This window comes from Helicobacter hepaticus ATCC 51449 (assembly GCF_000007905.1).
In the GTDB taxonomy this organism is placed as follows: domain Bacteria; phylum Campylobacterota; class Campylobacteria; order Campylobacterales; family Helicobacteraceae; genus Helicobacter_C; species Helicobacter_C hepaticus.
In genome coordinates this window covers 1,703,436-1,722,267 of record NC_004917.1, presented here as the reverse complement: position 1 = coordinate 1,722,267, position 18,832 = coordinate 1,703,436, and the positions used below count along the sequence as shown (strand labels likewise).

The window sequence follows — 18,832 nt, the reverse complement described above, 5'->3', positions numbered from 1 at the left end:
CAATATGAAACTTTATAGTGTTGCTTATATACCACAAAGTTATGAAGTCTTAGGGCTTGTCAAAGGCTCAATGGTGCAATCAAAACACATAGGACGTGATATTATGGCAGGGCTTAAAGGTATTGTTGGTGGAGAAATTAAAGGCTATACCGAAATGCTTAATGACGCGCGAAATATCGCTACCGATCGTATGATAGAAGAAGCCCACGCTCTTGGAGCAAATGGCATTATTGGTATTTCTTATGTCACTTCATCGCTTATGTCTAATACTTCAGAAGTGCTTGTATATGGGACTGCAGTGAAAATCTTATCCTAATTGATGAAATATGTAATTTTTGCTTGTGTCTTTGTAATGGCATCGTTTTTTCATAACGCACACACCACTTTTTGAGCACGACATCACAGCATTGATTGGACGAGCAATTAAGGAGATTCTTAAATTTGAGTTTTGCAGTAAATATATTTACTGCAATCGTGAATCTAAAAGATTTTAGAAATTAAAAATATAACGCAGCTCAACATTATAATCATATGAACCTGTCATTTTTATCTTTTGGCCCCCATTGTCTCCATCAAAAATAGTAGTTTTTGTAAATGGCACGCGAGCAGCAATTTCTAGCCCATAATGCTTAGCAAACACACTACGCAAACCAAAATTTAAACCTGCACTAAAAGCAGTTTTTTTAACATTTTTTGAATCTGCAATATCCTTACCAATATCTTTACCCCAAGTATTTGCACCTGCTCCAGCTCCTAAGAAAAAACCAAGGTTTGCATTAGGGCGAGCGATAAAATTATAGAGCATATCAATATTTACTCCATAATCCATTAGAGTTCCTCTAAATTTTTGACCCACATCTTTTCCAATTGTATTTACATTTATATAGTAGCGCAATCCAAAGTTAGGAGTAAAGAATTGCTTATAACCAGCAATAAATGCAAAGGTTATGCCATTATAATCTTTCTTACTAATAGTGTCTCCACTAGCATTTAAAATTTTAATATGAGGAGTTCCATAACCTACGGCATTACCTCCAAACACACCACTCTCTTCAGCCACAAGCGGCGAAGCCACAAAAAATAAAATTACAGCCAACCTTGCAAACAATTTTTTTGTTTTCATTGTCAAACCACCCTTATTGATTAAATTTGCATTTTTATTTTACAAATGCATAAGCGCTATTCTACCCCCCCCCCCCCCCGATTTTGCTTAAAAGCAAAAGGTTTTTTGAGGTTTATCTATTTTTTTAGAGAAAAAGTAACATTATTTGATAATTTTTATATTTCTATTCTATGCTTGCATTTGAGACATTCGCGCACTTGTTTTTTGCGATATTCACGCTCTACGCTTATTCCGCCACATTGCGGACATTTCTCTTTGATAGGCTCAAATTTTGAGATAAAAGTGCATTTTGGATAGTTCTTGCAGCCATAAAACGCTCCCCTGCGGCTAAATCTTTTTACAATCTCTCCTTCGCATTCTGGACAAACCACACCTTCAACACTATGAGCCTGTGCTTTGTCTGTGAGAGATTTTGTATTTTTACATTTGGGATAACCGCTACACGCGATAAATTCACCATTACGACCAAACTTTTTTATCATAGGTTCGCCACATTTTTCACATACACCATATTCTTGGGATTGCGATTGAGAATCTTGTTGTGTAGGTTTAATATATTTACATTTGGGATAACCGCTACACGCGATAAATTCACCATATTTGCTCTTGCGTTGCACAAGCTCTTTCCCACATTTTGGACACATCTCTCCTGTAGGAATAGCAACTTTTTGTGAGACAATCACTTTTTTGCCAGATTCTATCTTTTGCATAAATGGCTGATAAAACTCCCACAGCACAGATTCCCAATTCATTTTTGCTTGAGCGATTTCATCAAGCTTATCTTCTAATCCGGCGGTAAAATGGGTATCTACAATCTCATCAAAATAAGATTCCAACATTTCTATCACCTTAAATGCACTTTCTTGCGGCACAAGCTGCTTTTTTTCTATATTCACATATTCTCGTGCCACAAGCAATGCAATAGTTGGTGCATAAGTGGAGGGACGACCAATACCAAGTGATTCCATACTTTTAATAATGCTTGCTTCAGAATAACGCGACGGAGCTTCGGTGGATTTTTGAACAGATTCTATATTATTTAATAACACATCTTCGCCCTCTTTGCATTCGGGCAAAAGCTTATCTTTGTCATCATTTCCCATAATCTTATAGAATCCATCATAAACAAGTTTGCGCCCACTTGCTTTAAATTCAATCAAATGTGTTTGATTATGAGGTGTAAAAATAATATTTTGTATCTCAAAAAGCGCATCTTGACTTTGTGAAGCCAAAAAACGATAATAAATAAGTGCATAAAGCTTATGCTCTTCTGGCTTAAGATAAGATTTTGCGATTTCTGGAGTAAAATCAAGATTGGTTGGTCGTATCGCTTCGTGAGCTTCTTGTGCAGCTTTGGATTTGGTAGCGTAATTTTTGGTTTTAGCAGGAACATATTCTTTGCCATAAGTTTTTATAATCATTTCTCTTGCGGCTTTTTGCGCTTCTTTGGCAATATTAAGACTATCTGTCCTCATATAGGTAATTACCCCCATACTTCCAAAATTCGTTTCCACACCTTCATAAAGTCGTTGTGCAATACTCATCGTCCGTGAGGGAGAAAATCCTAATAAACTTGAGGCACTTTGTTGTAATGTAGAAGTCATAAATGGTGGAGGTGTTGATATTTTCTTACTTTTTGTGATAATTTCTTTAATAAAAAATTGCTGCTTTTGGATATGCTCCAACATCGCCTCTACCGCCTCAAAATTTTGCAAAGAGAGCTTTTCAAGCTTTTTGTCATAAGTGATGAGTTCGGCTTCTATATTATTTTGACCATTATCTTGGTTTTTTTGCTTACTCTTAGGTTTCATATTAAAAACTGCATTAATTAAAAAATAAATTGTCGGCTTAAAGGCGCGTATCTCTCGTTCCCTATCCACAATAATCTTAAGCGCAGAACTTTGCACACGTCCTGCTGATAATCCACGCTGAATCTTGGAAGAAATAAGTTCGGAAAGTTTAAAACCAACAATCCTATCAAGCAACCGCCGTGCTTGTTGAGCATTTACCTTTGCCATATCAATTTGACGCGGATTTTGCAATGAGTGCGTAATAGCATTTTTTGTAATCTCGTGAAACACAATGCGTGGGATTTTTTCATAAGGGAGATTTAGAGCTTGAGTAATATGAAAACCGATAGCCTCCCCCTCTCTATCCTCATCTGTTGCAATATAAGTTACCTTTGCTTTTTTGCTAGCAACCTTAATTTTCTCAACAATCTCCATATGGTCTTTACTGATAGTGTATTGTGGGTGGAATGTTTTATCCTTTATATCAATGCCAAAAGTATATTTTGGCAAGTCTCGGATATGACCTTTAGAGGCTATAACCTCATATTTACTCCCTAAAAAATTTTTAATCGTCCTTGCTTTGGCGGGCGATTCTACAATGATTAAATCTTTCATAGCTTAAATTCCCCTAATGCCTAATTTCTATGAGAAATAAAAAACGGATTTTAGCACAGATTCTCATTAGAATTTCACATTTTATGTTTTTTAACATAAAAAATATGGAACATCTTTTGCTTAATCGGCACAAATGAAAAAAAGTTTAGCAAAGGATGCAAAATGAGTTTTAGGATAAACACAAACATCTCCGCCCTTACTGCTCACACTATCGGTGTGCAAAACAATAGAAGTCTGCATAACTCACTTGAGAAGTTAAGTTCTGGCTTACGCTTAAATAAAGCAGCTGATGATGCTTCAGGTATGGCGATTGCTGATAGCTTAAGAAGTCAAAGTGAAAGCTTAGGACAAGCAGTCCGAAATGCAAATGATGCTATCGGTATGATACAAGTTGCAGATAAAGCAATGGACGAGCAGCTAAAGATTCTAGATACCATTAAAACCAAAGCTATTCAAGCAGCACAAGATGGACAAAGTAACGAAACAAGAAAAGCGCTTCAAAGTGATATTATTCGCCTTTTAGAGGAGCTTGATAATATTGCAAATACTACAAGCTATAACGGGCAACAAATGCTCTCTGGTGCATTTTCAAATAAAGAGTTTCAAATTGGTGCATATTCAAATACAACTGTTAAAGCCTCTATCGGTCCTACAAGTTCAGATAAAATTGGACACGTGCGCTTAGAAAGTGGATCATTTGGAGGGATTGGTATGCTTGCTTCTGGTGCAGCATCAAATCTTACTGAAGTAATGTTAAAGTTCCGCCAAGTTGATGGAAAGCACGATTTTGAAACTGAAACCGTTAAAATTTCTACATCTGCAGGAACAGGTATAGGTGTTTTAACTGAAGTTATCAATAAATATTCTGATACACTAGGTGTGCGTGCTGCGTGGAACGTAATGGCAACAGGTGATGTGCCTGTGCTCTCTGGCACTATTCGTGAGCTAGTTATCAATGGTGTAACAATCGGAAATATTCACGATATTCGCAAAAATGATTCTGATGGACGCTTACTTAATGCCATTAATTCTATTAAAGAACGCACGGGTTGTGAAGCTTTTACTGATATTACAGGGCGTATGAATGTGCGTAGCCTTGATGGGCGAGCGATTTGTATCCGCACTCAAGGCGATAGTGGAAAAATATTTGGTGGAGGAAATTTCGCTGGTATCTCTGGAACAGATCACGCTATTGTTGGGCGCTTAACGCTTATTAGAACAGATGCAAGAGATATTATTGTGAGCGGAGTAAATTATAGCCATATAGGATTCCATTCTGCGCAAGGTATTGCCGAATTTACCGCAAATCTCCGCTATATACGTGGAGAAATGGATGCAAATGTCGCTTCAGCTTGTGGAGCAAATGCGAATGTCGCTCAAGCTAATCTCCATTTTGATGGTATCGGAGCTGGGGTTACAAGCCTTAAAGGTGCAATGGTAGTTATGGATATGGCAGAATCTGCACGTGCCCAGCTTGATAAACTCCGTGCAGATATTGGTTCAGCACAGATTCAACTTGTTTCAACTATTAACAACGTCTCTGTTACACAAGTTAATGTTAAAGCTGCAGAATCAAATATTAGAGATGTGGATTTTGCATCAGAATCTGCAACATTCTCTAAACATAATGTTTTGGCTCAAAGCGGTAACTTTGCAATGGCACAAGCTAATGCTGTGCAACAAAATGTACTTAGACTTCTTCAGTAGTCAAGTAGCATAACTATTATAAATACACTTTATGCAGGATTTTTTTAGTCTCAATCTCTCTGCGTTGGCAATTCGCTCTCCTGCCCTCGCACTTAGATTGAACGAGTTTGAACCTAACCAGGACTTTGAAGTTTATCAAGGAAACGACCCTCTTAATATTAATATTATTGACAAACGCTCAAATACTCCACTCTTTCAAGGTAACCCGCTTGAAGAAACAAATGCTAAAATTGAATCATTTGCAAAATATTCACATTATCCTTATTTGTATTTTTTTGGCATAGGCAATGGGGTGTTTTATAAAGTCCTTTTGCAAAATGATTTTTTAAAACGTATCATTGTGCTTGAACCTGAAATAGAATTACTCTTTATTGTGCTACATTTTATGGATTTTTCTAAAGAAATCTTAGAAAAACGGCTTATTTTTATTGACGCTAAAAGTTGCGATTCTACGAGCATTGATATACTTTTTGCAAGTAATCGTGATGCAAAAATTTACTCAAAAGTCTATGATTTACATCTTTTTAATTCCTATTATGAGATTTATTCAGAGCTTTATATCAAAATTAATCAATTTTTTATCCGCTCTATTGAACATAGTGTAATTAGCGTAGGTAATGACAGCCGAGATTCTATCATTGGCATTTCACATCACATACAAAATCTCCCCGATGTAATTAAATCGCCCACTTTGCTTGATTTACTCGCACAAATTAAAGGAAGAGATACAGCCATTATTGTCGCCACAGGTCCAAGTTTAAGCAAGCAGATTCCATATTTAAAGCAAATCCAAGATTATGCTACAATCTTTTGTATTGACGCATCTTTCCCAATCCTTGCAAAAGAGGGTATTAAACCCGATATTGTTTTTTCACTTGAACGTGTAGAACTCACAGCAAAATTCTATGAAGACACTCCTAAATGGGCACACAAAGACGTTATATTTGCAATCACTTCCATTGTGCATAATCGTCTTAAAAATGCACTTAAAGGTAATGTGGTGCAATATTCTTTGCGTCCTTTTGGATATACAAACTACTTTGAGATTCCAGAATATGGCTATTTGGGCATCGGTATGAGTGCTGCAAATATGGCTTATGAGCTTGTAGTGCATTCGCGCTTTAAACGTTGTATTATCATTGGACAAGACCTAGCATTTGGCGAAGATGGCACATCTCACGCTAAAAACGCCGTATATGGCACACACGAAATCAATCCCGAAGAAATGGAACAAAAGGGACAAAAAATTATGGTAGAAAAATATGGTGGCGGCGGTATGATAGAATCCACAAAAATATGGAAGCTATTTTTAACATTTTATGAACGCGATATTGCCAACACTCCTTATCCTATTGAGGTAATCAATGCTACAGAGGGAGGTGCTCGCATACACGGGACAAAAGAAATGCCTTTCCCTGAAGCTATCAAACTCATTAATACTTCACATAAAAAATTCCCTATCACACTCACTTTGCCCACATCTGAAGCTTATGAAGCAAATCTAGCTAAAATAAAGCAAAAAACTCGCGAGTGGATTGATTTAGGGCTTAAGGATAAAGCATTTGTTGAAGAAGTATTTTTAGAAGTAGCAGCACTTACCGAACGTTTTGAGCTTCTCAATAAAGAAAAGCGTTTAGAAGAGCTTAAAAGTGAAGAATTACAAAAGTGTATAAATAGAATCCAAGAAGTAAAAGAGCTTTTTGATAAGCGGAGATTCCGTGAATGCTTTATGGACGCACTTCAATCTTATATTTTTCATCAAGAAATGGACATCGCTCGCATACTTGTAATGCCAGCTAACAATGAGGAAGCAAAGCTTATTAAACAAGCTGAACTCATTTATGCGCATAAATATTGGCTTTTCTCGCTTGCAGGAGGTATGGATAGTGTGATTGAAGTTGTTAAAAAAGCTTTTGCAACTTGGGAGATGTAATCACATAAAAGGCACTTTAAATTCTGCAATTCTTTGTCGTATTTGTTCTAATCGCACTTCATCTATTACCTCACCCATTGCCTTTTGAATGCTTAAATACAAATTTTCTAACATATCTTTCTTGAGAGATTCTATATCTAATACATTTGGATTAAAATCTACTTGTCCATTTTTTAGCTCTTTTTTCGTCCAAATTCTCAAAATCCCGCTCACAGCAGAAAAACGATTAAGATTCTCTTCTTCTAAGGCAATTAAAACCACGGGTATTCCCATAGCTACACAAGGAGCGGCACAATGCAGCGCACAAGTGATGATGAGTTTTGCTTGATTTTTATAAGTCTCAATCAAAGATTTACTTCTTTCATAGCTACTTTGCCAATCTAACCTCTCTTCAGGCACAACCCTGGGATATATTTATAAATCGCCTTACTAACACCAACCAAAAAAACCTTATTTTGTTCTACACTTGCCTCTCGTTTAGGAAGTGTAAGAGTCAAACAACGTGAAAAATAGGATTTTATACCAAGTTTTTGACAAAACTCCAATGTATATAAATCCCGACAACCGATTTCTTTGTTTTCAAAATACCAAGGATAATAACTGATAAAATATTGCAAAAATTTATGAAATGAAGTGGCAAAATGTGTGCCTACAAAAACGCTTAAAGTCTCATTATTTGGAATACAATGAATTGAATGTGCAAACCAACCCTGCATAACAACGAGTGAACCCCCCCCCTCGAAGAATAACTCACAAGAGAATCCCTATCTATAAAAGAATATTGTGCATTTGGAAAGTAATGAGTGATGGCATTTTTTGTTGCAATAGTTTGAATATAATCACCAAGATTATTCCCGCCAAATTGCGACAAATGTTTTGCAAAGTTAAAAAGCAAAAAATGATTCTGTTGTATTTGTGCATTGGGATTTGGCACGATAAAATGCCTTAAGTTTAGTATTTGCATTTCTGTTTGGGTTGTATCAAAATGAACAAATACCTGTCGTATCTTTCTCTTTAATCTAGATATAAAAACATTATTCCCCCATTCACATTATATTTATTTCGGAGTTTGTTATTGAACATAAATCTTAATAGATTTGAGAATCTATTAAGATACAAAATACTAAATTTTCTTATAAGGAGCTTGTCCAACTTCGTAGTAATTATTGCCTGACGCATCAATAGCCACAATCGCAGGGAAGTTTTCTATTGTAAGTCGTGCAACCGCTTCAGGTCCTAACTCAGGATAAGCTAAGACTTCATATTTAGTGATACATTTTGAAATGAGTGCTGCCGCACCACCCACAGCCACCATATATACAACGCCGTGCTTAACCATAGAATCTATGACTTCTTTGCTGCGATAGCCTTTACCGATCATTCCGTGAATGCCTTGCTCAATGATTGTCGGCGTATATTTATCCATTCTCCCGCTTGTCGTAGGACCTGCGCTACCTATCGCATTGCCCGGCTTTGCAGGAGTAGGTCCTAGATAATAAATCGTCTCACCGCTCAAATCTACAGGGAGCTTTTCTCCACGTGCTAACGCTTCAGTTAAAGCTTTATGTGCTGCATCACGAGCGCATAAAATTGTGCCAGAGATTAGCACACTCTCCCCTGCTTTGAGGCTTTTTGCCACTTCTTTACTTATAGGTGCAGTGATTTTTTTTGGCTCTCCCATTTTTTCCTCCTTAAAGCTCAATATCAGCGTGTCGTGCGGCGTGGCAGTTGATATTTACTGCCACAGGAAGCCCCGCAATGTGTGTAGGATACCATTCCACATTGACTTTAAACGCAGTCGTAGTGCCACCTAATCCTTGTGGTCCTACGCCTGTTTGATTCGCAATTTCAAGCAATTCTTCTTCGAGCTTGGCATAGCGTGGGTCTTTATTTTTAGAATCTATTTCGCGCACAGCCGCCTGTTTGGCTAAAATTGCTGCTTTTTCCATTGTCCCACCAATACCTACGCCAATCACCATAGGAGGACAAGCATTGGGACCTGCGAGTTTCACCGCTTCGGTAAAGACTTTTTTCACACCCTCAATGCCATCGGCTGGGACAAGCATTTTAAGCACACTTTTATTCTCGCTCCCAAAGCCTTTAGGGCAAACTTTTAAATGCAACTTATCGCCCTTGATTATTCGCGTATGAATGACTGCAGGAGAGTTATTTGTCGTATTTTTGCGCTCATAGAGTGGCTCTTCTACGACAGATTTACGCAAATAACCATTCGTATAGCCCTCTTTAATACCCTCATTAATGGCATCTTCAAGGTAGCCTCCTGTGATATGCACATCTTGCCCGATTTCTACAAACACCACGGTCATACCTGTATCTTGGCAGATAGGCATCATATTGCTTTCCGCAATCTTGCCATTTTCAATGAGCGTATCTAGGATATTTTGTCCTAATGCAGACTTTTCACTTCCCTTTGCAGCACTAAAGGCGCGTTTAATATCGGGCGTTTGGATACAACACGCATTAATGGCAAGTTTAGCAACAGCAGATTTAATATCTTCATATCGCACTTCTCTCATTACTTCCTCCTTATTTTTGTTTGAAAACACACCATTCTACTCTAATATAATGTAAAAAAGACTTAAAGCCATTTATTAAATCCAAAGCCAAACTCTAAGCCAAAAATTGCTTGCATTGCTTGTGGATAGATACTAGAGACGCCATAGCGATTTATTACACTTGAAGATGCAGAATCTAAATGTGTGAGGGTAAAAGTGAGCTTACTATACAGCCCATAGAGTTTATTTTTGTGTAAGCCCACAAAAGCGCGGATTTGGTGATTATTTGGCTCTAGTTTGCTCCATTTTGTAGCAGCACCAAACCTATCGGGCGTGTATCTATCAGGATAAGTATAGAGTCCATACACACCATAGTTATAGGAGATTCCATACTCTAAGGCGAGATTATTTTCTAAAAGATAAGAGCCAGATACCCCAAGTCCCAATGTAAAAAGTGCAGTATTTGGCACACCATATTTTTCATCAAAAAATAAAGCACTTCCGCCAAGAATAATCCCCACAAAAAAAGGATTTTGCACATCATTTTTCACATTTTTGCTTAAAAATATCGTGCTATCTATATGCGCACCAAAGGTATTGAATCTATCCTTATTATAGGCTATCACAGCATTTTGAGCGTTTTTTACATTTGCATTGAGTAACCCAAATGTAGCATTCCATATCAAGCCATATTTTGCAGTATATTGAGAGAAAAGAGCATTGAATGTCCCGCCAAGCATTGACATATCGTGTAAAGAAGTATGATGCACTCCTGCTAATGCACCAAGCCCGATTTTATAATCTGTGCATTTAAATTCATCACAGCTATACTCCGCCCTAAGTGCGCAAAGTGTAAGGCACAAAAGAGCGAAGATTCTATAAAGCATTTACAATTACCAATTTATAGGTGGGCTTGTAAAACTAACATCCTTGCAGTTCTTATTTAAAAGACAATTAAGTCCCCAAGTAACCCCTGTAATGCCTATTGCAGTAAGCCAAAATTCTCCTGTTGTATTTTTCATTTCCTCATCACTTAAAGCAACGACATTCACTTCTGTATTCCCAAAAAGCAATGCTTTATCAGCATTTGTAAGTTCTTTTTGAGGTTTAGCCGCACTAAGAGTAGCGACACATAGACTTAAAACCACCACAATACTAGAAAATCTTTGCATAGCAACCTCCTAAGTTTTTGCATAGCCTTATATACTAGTAAATAAAGATTTAAATATCACTTAAAAATAAAAACATTATCAATTATAATACTGCTTGTCATTATAGAACATAAAACTTTTTGAATCTTGTGGCGTAAAATACATCAAATGAGTTTCTATATTTAATGCAAATAGAAGATTTACTCCACAAAGCTCTAATACCACAAACAATAAAAAAATTTCTTCATTGTCGTCTCCTTAGAAACACTACTTTGATATACTACAAAAATCATTCTTATGACTATCACATCAAGGCATAACAAAGCAAGTAGTATGTATCGTAGTGTTATTGTTCTCATCATAAGTGATAAGATGATGCGCCTTATCTGTATCAAAGGAGAGTAAAATTAAAACTTGATTTTCTGAAGGCAATTCTATCTCTGCAGCGTGTCTTTGCTCTAAAATACTTTGTGTGGATATTTTTTGAGGCAAAAACGAATGTTTTTTTCTTAATGAATTATACACATCATCTAATGTCTTATTTTTATATACACAATGACTACCCAACTTTACTTTATTGTTAAATAAATCCAAACACTCAGGAACAGATTTACTTTGTATAGCACTATAATGTTTGGTAACCTCATCTTGAGGCACACAAGGGACTTTAGGGTGGCTATGTTCTAATGCATAAACTTGAATGCCAAATACTATTCCTAAAAACCAAACTTTTTTTATATTGACTTTCATTTTGCTTCTCCTCCTTAAAGCTCAAGTCTATTGTATCAAAATATGTTTTATATCCTGCTTTGTCTTACTCCATTCTACAATCTTGCCGTGAAAACGTGCAAAAATCTGCGCCAAATTCATATCTTGCGGATAAATCTCATAGACTAAAGCAAGATTCTCTCTTACCCCATTTTCACAAAATGCCCTTAATTCCTCATAATCCTCTATTTCCCTACCAAGCGCACAAAGCAGCTTGTAAGTGTATCTATCCACAACCATTACCTCACGCTCACAAACATAATTTAAAATTGCATACGCACTCTCGCGCCCTATGCCTTTTTGCGTAATAAGCCATTCAAAATCCACATTTTCCTTAAAGCTTTCAAAACTTCCAAAATCTGCTAAAATCGCCTGTGAAATATTTATAATATAAGCTGATTTTTGCCTCTGTAAACCAATGATATGTGATTGCAAGACATAAGATTCTATATGTGCCATTTGTGCTAAATCTTTTTGAGAATCTCCATTTAAAATTCCAGCCTTTTTCATAGAATCAAGCATTATTTCTACCTTACTCCATTGCGTATTTTGCACTAAAATTGCTCCAAGAACCACTTCAAAGCTTCCTGCTCCTTCCCACCACCAGCTTGGTTTACCTTCTAAAAGTCCATAAGATTTAAGTGCTTTAAGTAAGCTAAAGCTAGATTCTATCATTTTTCCCTCTTTTAAAAAACTCTGTAATAAGACTTTTTGCATACGCATTTTGAGGATTTGCAAAAACTTCCTTACTCACTCCTTGCTCCACCACACGCCCTTTATGCAAGATAAGAATCTCATCGCTTAAGGCTTGTAAAATTTCTAAATCGTGGGTAATAAATATATAACTCATATCTAATTGTTCTTGAAGCTGCAATAAAAGCGTGAGAATAAGCTTTTGAGAGCTTTTATCAAGTGCAGAAGTTGGCTCATCAAGGAGTAAAATTGAAGGTTTCCTCACAATGGCACGAGCAATAGCCACGCGCTGTTTTTGTCCTCCGCTAAGTTCAAAAGGATAACTTTGTGCAAAATGCGTATTTAGCCCCACAGATTCTAATGCCCATTCCACTTGTTTTTTAAAAACAGCAAATTTCCCACCCAATGCCTCTGCAATAATATCTCCTATAGTAAATCTTGGCGAAAGTGAGGAAAAAGGGTCTTGGAATACAATGCTGATATGTCTTCTTAATTCTTGCATATCTTTTAGACTTGCATAATTATGTCCTTTAAAATATATCGTCCCCTTTATCTCAAGTAAGCGCAATAATCCTAATGCAAGGCTTGATTTCCCACTGCCTGAAGCCCCAGCAACACCTAGAATCTGCCCTTTTTGCAAGGTAAAATTGACATTTGATACAAGATCTTTAAAATGCGTTTTGAAAAAATGCCGCACAGATACACCCACATTCAAATTTTCTACCTTTAAAAGCGTGCTATCTTTTGGATTTACTCTCTTATGCACCTTAGTAGGCAAAATCAAAGATTCTATAAGAAAATGTGTATAAGAATGCGTAGGGTGCGTAAAAATATTACTTGTTGTATTTTCCTCCAAAACTCTGCCCTCTTTCATCACTACAACCTTATCGCAAAATCCCTTTACCACACCCAAATCGTGGCTTATAAATAAAATCGCACTTGTGGTGCTAAGATGAGAAAGTAGCTCCATAATTTGCCGCTGAATAAGCACATCAAGCGCCGTTGTTGGTTCATCACAAATAAGAAGTGTGGGATTATTAATAATGCTCATCGCAATAGCCACGCGCTGCTTTTGTCCTCCGCTAAGTTCAAAAGGATAACGATGAACCAAATGTGTGCTTAAATTGACAGATTCTAATACTTCTTCTAGCCTTTCTTGTGCTTTTGTATGTAATGCTTTGCCGCGTAAATGCGGATAAAGATCATTCGCGTGGATATAAAAACTCTCTAAAATCTGTTTTCCTACTTTATGAAGTGGATTAAGACTTGAGAGTGGCTCTTGGGGAATATAAGCAATGTCTTTTCCTCGCAAAGAGCGTAAATCCTTTGAGTTAAGAGTAAGGATATTGTGATGATTGAAGCATATCTCCCCGCTTTGAATGCTAATATTATTTTGGAGTCGTAAAATCATCTGTGCAAGCATACTTTTGCCCGAACCAGATTCTCCTACAAGTGCAACTTTTTGACTCTTAGCAATGCTCAAAGAGACATTGTTCAAACTAAAATGCGAGGAGTGTAAAAATGAAGCATAAAGATTCTTAATCTCTAAAATCATTTTTATCCTTTAAATTCGTATGAGATTGCATACTTGGCTTTATATGTGGGTCAAGTGCATCGCGTAAACCCTCACCAATAAAAACAAGGATTGAAAGCAACACGCAAAGTGCTATAAAAGCACTTATACCTAAATGTGGAGCAGAGAGATTGTTTTTACCTTGTGCGAGAATCTCGCCTAAACTCGCACTTCCTACAGGCATACCAAAGCCCAAAAAATCAAGACTACTAAGTGTTACGATACTTCCAGCCATAATAAAAGGCGTGAAAGTAAGCGTAGCACTCATTGCATTGGGCAAAATATGGACAAACATAATTTTTATATCACTCACACCCATAGCTTTTGCAGCTCTCACATACTCAAGATTCCGTGCTTTTAAAAATTCAGCCCTGACAAGATTGACAAGTATCATCCACGAAAAAGCCAACACCACGCATAAAATCCACATAAAACTTGGCTCAAATACACTTGAAATGATAATAATCACGAACAAAATAGGCACAGCGTTTAAAATCTCAATGAGCCGCTGCCCTATTAAATCAATTTTACCTCCATAATATCCTTGCAATGCTCCTACGCTTACACCGATAATCACACTACATATACTTAAAATAAGGGCAAAAATAATAGAGATTCTATATCCATAAATAAGCCTCGCAGCTACATCTCTTGCTTTATCATCTGTGCCTAGATAATGCTTAGAATCAGGAGATGTCGGGGCTTGAGTAGGTAAATCCATAACAATACTATTATAGCTATAAGGAATAGGCGCATAAACAACAAAAGCATCTTTAAGTAATTCATCTCTCACATAGCTATCTAAATAATCACTCCAAGTCTCAAAATCCCCACCAAAAGTAGTTTCGGGGTAATTTACAAACACAGGAAAATACATTTTGGAATCTTTATAAATAAAAAGTGGCTTGTCATTAGCGATAAATTCTGCAAATACGCTTATTAAAAAAAGGAGTGCAAAACATATAAGGGAATAAAAAGCGCGTTTATTTTGCTTAAAGACATACCAACGAGTTTTGAGCATACTATTAGACATTTTTGCTCCCAAAATGGATACGTGGGTCAATGAGATAATACATCACATCACTTATAATACCTATCACAAGGGCAATAAAAGTAAAAATATATAAAGTGCCAAAAATAACAGGATAATCGCGGTTAATCACACTTTCATATCCCAAAAGTCCCAAACCATCAAGGCTAAAAATAATTTCAATAAGCAAACTTCCGCTAAAAAATGCACCCACAAACACAGCAGGAAATCCGCTTACGATTAAAAGCATTGCATTGCGAAAAATATGCTTATAAAGTATATAAGATTCGCTCCCACCCTTTGCTTTAGCACTTATCACATAGCTTTTGCGAATCTCCTCCAAAAAGCAATTTTTGCTTAACATACTTAAAGTTGCAAAACCACCTATGGAAATACACAGCACAGGCAAAAATAAATGCCATAAATAATCTTTAATCTTGCCCCACATATTTAAAGATTCAAAATGCTCGCTCACTAGCCCTCGTAAAGGAAAAATATCAAAATAACTCCCTCCACAAAAAAGCACGATAAGCACCACACCAAACATAAAAGCCGGAATCGCATTAAGCACAACAATAATGACGCTACTTATCACATCAAAATGCGAACCATTACGCACTGCTTTTGCAATACCTAGCGGAATGCTAATAAGATAAATAATAAGTGTGCTAAATATCCCTAGCGAAATAGACACAGGCAATTTTTGTGCGATGATTGAAAGCACACTTGATTGGCTATAAAAACTCTCACCAAAATCAAAACAGGCAAAATGAAAAAGCATTTGAAAATATCGTTCGCTTAGAGACTTATCAAAGCCATAGAGTTTTTTTATCTCTTCTATAAGTTCAGGCTCTAAGCCAATAGAACCTTTATAAAGAGTATTTTGCCCTACTGCTGCCTCACTTAAATGCCCAAGATTCTCTATTTTAGCTATTGTCTGCTCCACAGGACCACCAGGGGCAAGCTGCATAAGCAAAAAATTAATACTCATCACACCTATAAGAGTGGGGATAACAAGTAAAAGCCGTTTGAAAATATAGCCTAACATCGGACGCTCTTGTAAAAAATCTGTGTAAGAATAAAATGCTTGAAAATTTGTTGTCGCAAACCTTGCGAGATATTGTTTATCAGCATTTTGCACTTCCTGCACCATACTTTGCCTCTAAAGCTTCTGTAAAAAACTCTTTTTGCGTCTTAGGGATTGTATCAGGGTGGTGGATTCTCATATGTTCTAAATATTTATCATAGCTTGGCATACCCACTAGCAAATGAAAAAATCTATCACTACGCCGATAGAGTGTCTTTAGCTTATGCCACCAAAGTTTATACGAATGCCCCTTACGCGTTTTGTCATTATTTTCCATTGACTCCCACGCTTTTATAGAATCTAAAAGCTATAATATAGCGTATTTAGTTTAACTTAAAACCCAAAGCTGTATTGAATAAAAAGACGATGTGTATTATTTTTAGGTTCATATAAATACACTTCATTACCTGTATAAATGCTCTCTGTTCTTATGCTCTTTGAATCTCCAATATTCCAATATTCATATACTAAACGAAATGAACGCAATTCTCTTGCTTTATTGAAAAAATTTGCTCCAATAAAGGCTGAAAATCCAAAGCCCTCTTTTTGTGTAACTCTTACATCACCTGTATAGCCATATTTACTCGCTGTAGAGAGGTGATTACCAAAAATCAAATAACGATAGCCACCACCATAGGTAAATGCTATTTTTGAATTTAAAAGTGCCTCTCCCTCAATCTCTAAAGGCACATAAAAATACCCCTGTATTCTATCCATTGACATAAACTCATTGCGATTAAGATGATAACCCAGTCCTGTTTGGAGATAAAGTGTGGCATTTGAAGAATGCAAGAGATTATATCCACCCTTTAACTCTATATCTCCAGCAACAGAGCCATCCATACCATATGCCTTCTCTCCGTCTCTATCGGGATTATCTGGGTCTAAAATACCACCTGTATAAAGCCCAAGTGCATAATTTACTCTCAATGTCCCCTCTAGCTTAATACCTTGCGAGATATGCCCTATCTGTCCTATAAGTCCAAACATCAAGGTATCTATGTGCATCACTGTGGGTTCAGTATAGCGATAATACCCACTATAAAAACCAAGAGAGCGATAAAAGCCCTGTTTGATAAGGCTTTTTTGCCATTTTGATTGAGAATCTCCTGCAAAAATACTCTCATCTGCCTTACTCATACCACAGAACAAAACACAAAAAAGAAACATTGTGATAAAAAATTGAGATAGTTTCATTGCTTTCATTATGCCTCCTTAGAATCCAATGCCAAATCGTAAGCCCACATAGCTTATACTTGAGCGTGGATAAGAGACAACAGCACTTCCGGGTAAGTAACCGGGTGTGCCACTTGAACCCGCAGGTGGTTGTGCAATACTAATAGTTGCACTCTCTGATGCCCCAAAGCTTTGGTATGAAGCTAAGATATTAGCATAAAAGAAAGTTTCTTTGCTTACATAATACCTCCCACCAACACTTAAGCGTAATCCATAGCCTCTATTCATTGAAAGATTTCTTTTATTATCACCTGCATCATATTGAACAAGCAATGATTGAGATAAGCCTATATCATAGGCTAAAAGATATTCAAAAGCAACGCGAGGACGCACTCTTATATCACCTCGCAATTCAATAGGCAAATAAGAAGCTAAAATTTGTCCAGCAGCAGGAGTATTGATTGAAACAGAGAGGAAAGTAGCAAATTTATAGCCTGTGCCAATGTATAAAGGCATATCAACACTCCGCCTTATTAGCGAATAACCAACATATATAAGACCATCAAAAAATAAATTCACACTGCCCACAGGTGATTTTTGACTTGTAAGATTCTCTGTGCCTTGCAAAGGATAGTGCTTATTAATATTTCCTGTGCTACCTCCTAACATTGCATCTGAGCCCCAAACAAAACCATTTTCAAAAATAGAATAAGAATCATAATGCAAGGCTATATGCAGGGAATCTATATGGCTTTTCCCTGCATTATGCGCTAAATATGCAAAGTTTAATCCTAATTTTGAAAAAGAACCATTTATTAGCTCATCAGCCTTGCTCTGCACACCTAAAACCAATACCAAAATAACTAATAAAATGCGTTTCATAAATTCCCCCACCTAAATTTATTTATAAACATATTATCAAAAAAAAAAAAAACAAAATCAAGTTATTAAATATAACGACAAACAATGAACTGCTAAAGCGATATGGCACAAGAAAATCAAATAATATTTAAGAAAGTTTAAATCAAGCTTGAGATAGAATCCGCTCTTTTTAACTTAGTGTCGCCTTTGTTGGCAATGATTTAAAGTTTTTATAATAAAGGTCGCGTAGCTCAGTTGGTAGAGCACTACCTTGACATGGTAGTGGTCGCTGGTTCAAGTCCAGTCGTGGCCACCATTTCTTTTTTCTTGTAACATTTGATAAATCATCAACACCACACTTATATCAATGAGCACATCAGCAAGGTTAAAAATTGCAAAATCAAACCAATAATGCCAATACACATAATCTACAACTCCCTCATATACAAATCTATCAATGATATTTGATAAACCCGCACCAATTAAAATGCCAAGAGGCACATAATGTTTAATAAAAAAATCACTCCACAATGCACCTGCAAATAAAATAATCAAAAGCAGAATCTGAATATATTTTAAATATTCCTCTAAAAAGCTAAACATTGAAAATGCTACGCCTTTATTATATACAAGAGCCCTCCCCCCGATAGTTATTGCTTCACTCTCCCATACAAAGCCCTCAAGCATAATGAATTTTACCCATTGATCAAGAGCTATACTTAGGATAAAAAGCACGATAAAAATGCTTAGTTGTTTTGCTGTAATCTGCTTTAAATGCCTAAATGCAAAAGTCATATTGTCTCATTTTA

At 36.5% G+C, this 18,832-nt stretch carries 20 protein-coding genes and 1 tRNA gene; 4 read left to right on the top strand and 17 right to left on the bottom strand.

Going from position 1 to position 18,832, the window contains the following annotated elements; all coding sequences use genetic code 11:
• Positions 1-4: 4 nt before the first annotated feature.
• Positions 5-316: a YbjQ family protein gene (locus HH_RS08685; protein ID WP_011116639.1), complete on the top strand. Its 312-nt coding sequence runs from the start codon at positions 5-7 to the stop codon at positions 314-316.
• Between the two features lie 174 nt (positions 317-490).
• On the opposite strand, the gene HH_RS08680 is transcribed toward HH_RS08685, so the two are convergent.
• The gene (locus HH_RS08680) at positions 491-1,123 is read right to left on the bottom strand and encodes an outer membrane beta-barrel protein (RefSeq protein ID WP_050720619.1); all 633 of its coding nucleotides are present in this window, start codon (positions 1,121-1,123) and stop codon (positions 491-493) included.
• A gap of 155 nt (positions 1,124-1,278) precedes the next feature.
• On the bottom strand, positions 1,279-3,528 hold the full coding sequence (topA, locus tag HH_RS08675; RefSeq protein ID WP_011116637.1) for a type I DNA topoisomerase: 2,250 nt from the start codon (positions 3,526-3,528) through the stop codon (positions 1,279-1,281).
• 162 nt (positions 3,529-3,690) lie between these two features.
• On the opposite strand from topA, the gene HH_RS08670 reads away from it, so the two are divergent.
• Entirely contained in the window at positions 3,691-5,235 is a 1,545-nt protein-coding gene (locus tag HH_RS08670; protein ID WP_011116635.1) for a flagellin B, read from the top strand.
• A gap of 31 nt (positions 5,236-5,266) precedes the next feature.
• Entirely contained in the window at positions 5,267-7,168 is a 1,902-nt protein-coding gene (locus HH_RS08665) for a motility associated factor glycosyltransferase family protein (RefSeq protein ID WP_011116634.1), read from the top strand.
• On the opposite strand, the gene HH_RS09245 is transcribed toward HH_RS08665, so the two are convergent.
• The 14 genes from HH_RS09245 to HH_RS08600 all read right to left on the bottom strand — a co-directional run bounded on the left by HH_RS09245 (position 7,169) and on the right by HH_RS08600 (position 18,044).
• A complete protein-coding gene (locus HH_RS09245) occupies positions 7,169-7,567 on the bottom strand; it encodes a hypothetical protein (RefSeq protein ID WP_050720618.1) in 399 nt (132 codons plus the stop codon).
• Positions 7,549-7,884: a hypothetical protein gene (locus HH_RS09240; RefSeq protein ID WP_050720617.1), complete on the bottom strand. Its 336-nt coding sequence runs from the start codon at positions 7,882-7,884 to the stop codon at positions 7,549-7,551. Before HH_RS09240 ends, HH_RS09245 begins: the two co-directional genes overlap by 19 nt.
• 407 nt (positions 7,885-8,291) lie before the next feature.
• A complete protein-coding gene (locus tag HH_RS08655; RefSeq protein WP_011116632.1) occupies positions 8,292-8,849 on the bottom strand; it encodes a Fe-S-containing hydro-lyase in 558 nt (185 codons plus the stop codon).
• Positions 8,850-8,859: 10 nt separating this feature from the next.
• Positions 8,860-9,705 carry a fumarate hydratase gene (locus HH_RS08650; protein WP_011116631.1) on the bottom strand — a complete coding sequence of 282 codons (846 nt, stop codon included), beginning with the start codon at positions 9,703-9,705 and terminating at the stop codon, positions 8,860-8,862.
• 62 nt (positions 9,706-9,767) lie between these two features.
• Entirely contained in the window at positions 9,768-10,571 is an 804-nt protein-coding gene (locus HH_RS08645) for a hypothetical protein (RefSeq protein WP_041309158.1), read from the bottom strand.
• 6 nt (positions 10,572-10,577) lie between these two features.
• Positions 10,578-10,856, bottom strand: coding sequence for a hypothetical protein (locus tag HH_RS08640; RefSeq protein WP_011116629.1), 279 nt, complete (start codon positions 10,854-10,856; stop codon positions 10,578-10,580).
• Between the two features lie 288 nt (positions 10,857-11,144).
• Positions 11,145-11,585 (bottom strand): hypothetical protein, encoded by a 441-nt coding sequence (locus HH_RS08635; protein ID WP_011116627.1) that lies wholly within the window; start codon positions 11,583-11,585, stop codon positions 11,145-11,147.
• 27 nt (positions 11,586-11,612) lie between these two features.
• Positions 11,613-12,278: a 3-methyladenine DNA glycosylase gene (locus HH_RS08630; RefSeq protein WP_041309424.1), complete on the bottom strand. Its 666-nt coding sequence runs from the start codon at positions 12,276-12,278 to the stop codon at positions 11,613-11,615.
• Positions 12,265-13,848, bottom strand: a complete 1,584-nt coding sequence (locus HH_RS08625; RefSeq protein ID WP_041309423.1) for an ATP-binding cassette domain-containing protein — start codon at positions 13,846-13,848, stop codon at positions 12,265-12,267. The genes HH_RS08630 and HH_RS08625 overlap by 14 nt, the downstream gene beginning before the upstream one ends.
• Positions 13,835-14,902, bottom strand: coding sequence for an ABC transporter permease (locus HH_RS08620; protein WP_011116624.1), 1,068 nt, complete (start codon positions 14,900-14,902; stop codon positions 13,835-13,837). The genes HH_RS08625 and HH_RS08620 overlap by 14 nt, the downstream gene beginning before the upstream one ends.
• On the bottom strand, positions 14,895-15,947 hold the full coding sequence (locus tag HH_RS08615; RefSeq protein WP_011116623.1) for a microcin C ABC transporter permease YejB: 1,053 nt from the start codon (positions 15,945-15,947) through the stop codon (positions 14,895-14,897). Before HH_RS08615 ends, HH_RS08620 begins: the two co-directional genes overlap by 8 nt.
• Before the next feature lie 79 nt (positions 15,948-16,026).
• Complete coding sequence (gene kcuS / locus HH_RS08610; protein WP_011116622.1) at positions 16,027-16,263, bottom strand: KCU-star family selenoprotein; 237 nt, start codon at positions 16,261-16,263, stop codon at positions 16,027-16,029.
• Between the two features lie 56 nt (positions 16,264-16,319).
• Positions 16,320-17,192: a hypothetical protein gene (locus HH_RS08605; protein ID WP_011116621.1), complete on the bottom strand. Its 873-nt coding sequence runs from the start codon at positions 17,190-17,192 to the stop codon at positions 16,320-16,322.
• Positions 17,193-17,201: 9 nt separating this feature from the next.
• Positions 17,202-18,044, bottom strand: coding sequence for a hypothetical protein (locus HH_RS08600; protein WP_011116620.1), 843 nt, complete (start codon positions 18,042-18,044; stop codon positions 17,202-17,204).
• Between the two features lie 219 nt (positions 18,045-18,263).
• On the opposite strand from HH_RS08600, the gene HH_RS08595 reads away from it, so the two are divergent.
• Positions 18,264-18,339: transfer RNA gene (locus tag HH_RS08595), tRNA-Val, on the top strand.
• Here the strand turns inward: HH_RS08595 and lspA are convergent.
• Positions 18,318-18,818: a signal peptidase II gene (lspA, locus tag HH_RS09380; RefSeq protein ID WP_011116619.1), complete on the bottom strand. Its 501-nt coding sequence runs from the start codon at positions 18,816-18,818 to the stop codon at positions 18,318-18,320. The two genes, HH_RS08595 and lspA, sit on opposite strands and share 22 nt — an antisense overlap.
• Between the last annotated feature and the right edge of the window lie 14 nt (positions 18,819-18,832).

Bases quoted from the DNA above. Each gene is read 5' to 3' on its own strand.
- HH_RS08615 (WP_011116623.1), bottom strand. From the start codon at position 15,947: ATGTTAGGCTATATTTTCAAACGGCTTTTACTTGTTATCCCCACTCTT.
- HH_RS09240 (WP_050720617.1), bottom strand. From the start codon at position 7,884: ATGCAGGGTTGGTTTGCACATTCAATTCATTGTATTCCAAATAATGAG.
- HH_RS08680 (WP_050720619.1), bottom strand. From the start codon at position 1,123: ATGAAAACAAAAAAATTGTTTGCAAGGTTGGCTGTAATTTTATTTTTT.
- HH_RS08635 (WP_011116627.1), bottom strand. From the start codon at position 11,585: ATGAAAGTCAATATAAAAAAAGTTTGGTTTTTAGGAATAGTATTTGGC.
- HH_RS08685 (WP_011116639.1), top strand. From the start codon at position 5: ATGAAACTTTATAGTGTTGCTTATATACCACAAAGTTATGAAGTCTTA.
- HH_RS08620 (WP_011116624.1), bottom strand. From the start codon at position 14,902: ATGTCTAATAGTATGCTCAAAACTCGTTGGTATGTCTTTAAGCAAAAT.
- HH_RS08640 (WP_011116629.1), bottom strand. From the start codon at position 10,856: ATGCAAAGATTTTCTAGTATTGTGGTGGTTTTAAGTCTATGTGTCGCT.
- HH_RS08645 (WP_041309158.1), bottom strand. From the start codon at position 10,571: ATGCTTTATAGAATCTTCGCTCTTTTGTGCCTTACACTTTGCGCACTT.
- HH_RS08600 (WP_011116620.1), bottom strand. From the start codon at position 18,044: ATGAAACGCATTTTATTAGTTATTTTGGTATTGGTTTTAGGTGTGCAG.
- lspA (WP_011116619.1), bottom strand. From the start codon at position 18,818: ATGACTTTTGCATTTAGGCATTTAAAGCAGATTACAGCAAAACAACTA.
- topA (WP_011116637.1), bottom strand. From the start codon at position 3,528: ATGAAAGATTTAATCATTGTAGAATCGCCCGCCAAAGCAAGGACGATT.
- HH_RS08665 (WP_011116634.1), top strand. From the start codon at position 5,267: ATGCAGGATTTTTTTAGTCTCAATCTCTCTGCGTTGGCAATTCGCTCT.
- HH_RS08650 (WP_011116631.1), bottom strand. From the start codon at position 9,705: ATGAGAGAAGTGCGATATGAAGATATTAAATCTGCTGTTGCTAAACTT.
- HH_RS08605 (WP_011116621.1), bottom strand. From the start codon at position 17,192: ATGAAAGCAATGAAACTATCTCAATTTTTTATCACAATGTTTCTTTTT.
- kcuS (WP_011116622.1), bottom strand. From the start codon at position 16,263: ATGGAAAATAATGACAAAACGCGTAAGGGGCATTCGTATAAACTTTGG.
- HH_RS08670 (WP_011116635.1), top strand. From the start codon at position 3,691: ATGAGTTTTAGGATAAACACAAACATCTCCGCCCTTACTGCTCACACT.
- HH_RS08630 (WP_041309424.1), bottom strand. From the start codon at position 12,278: ATGATAGAATCTAGCTTTAGCTTACTTAAAGCACTTAAATCTTATGGA.
- HH_RS08655 (WP_011116632.1), bottom strand. From the start codon at position 8,849: ATGGGAGAGCCAAAAAAAATCACTGCACCTATAAGTAAAGAAGTGGCA.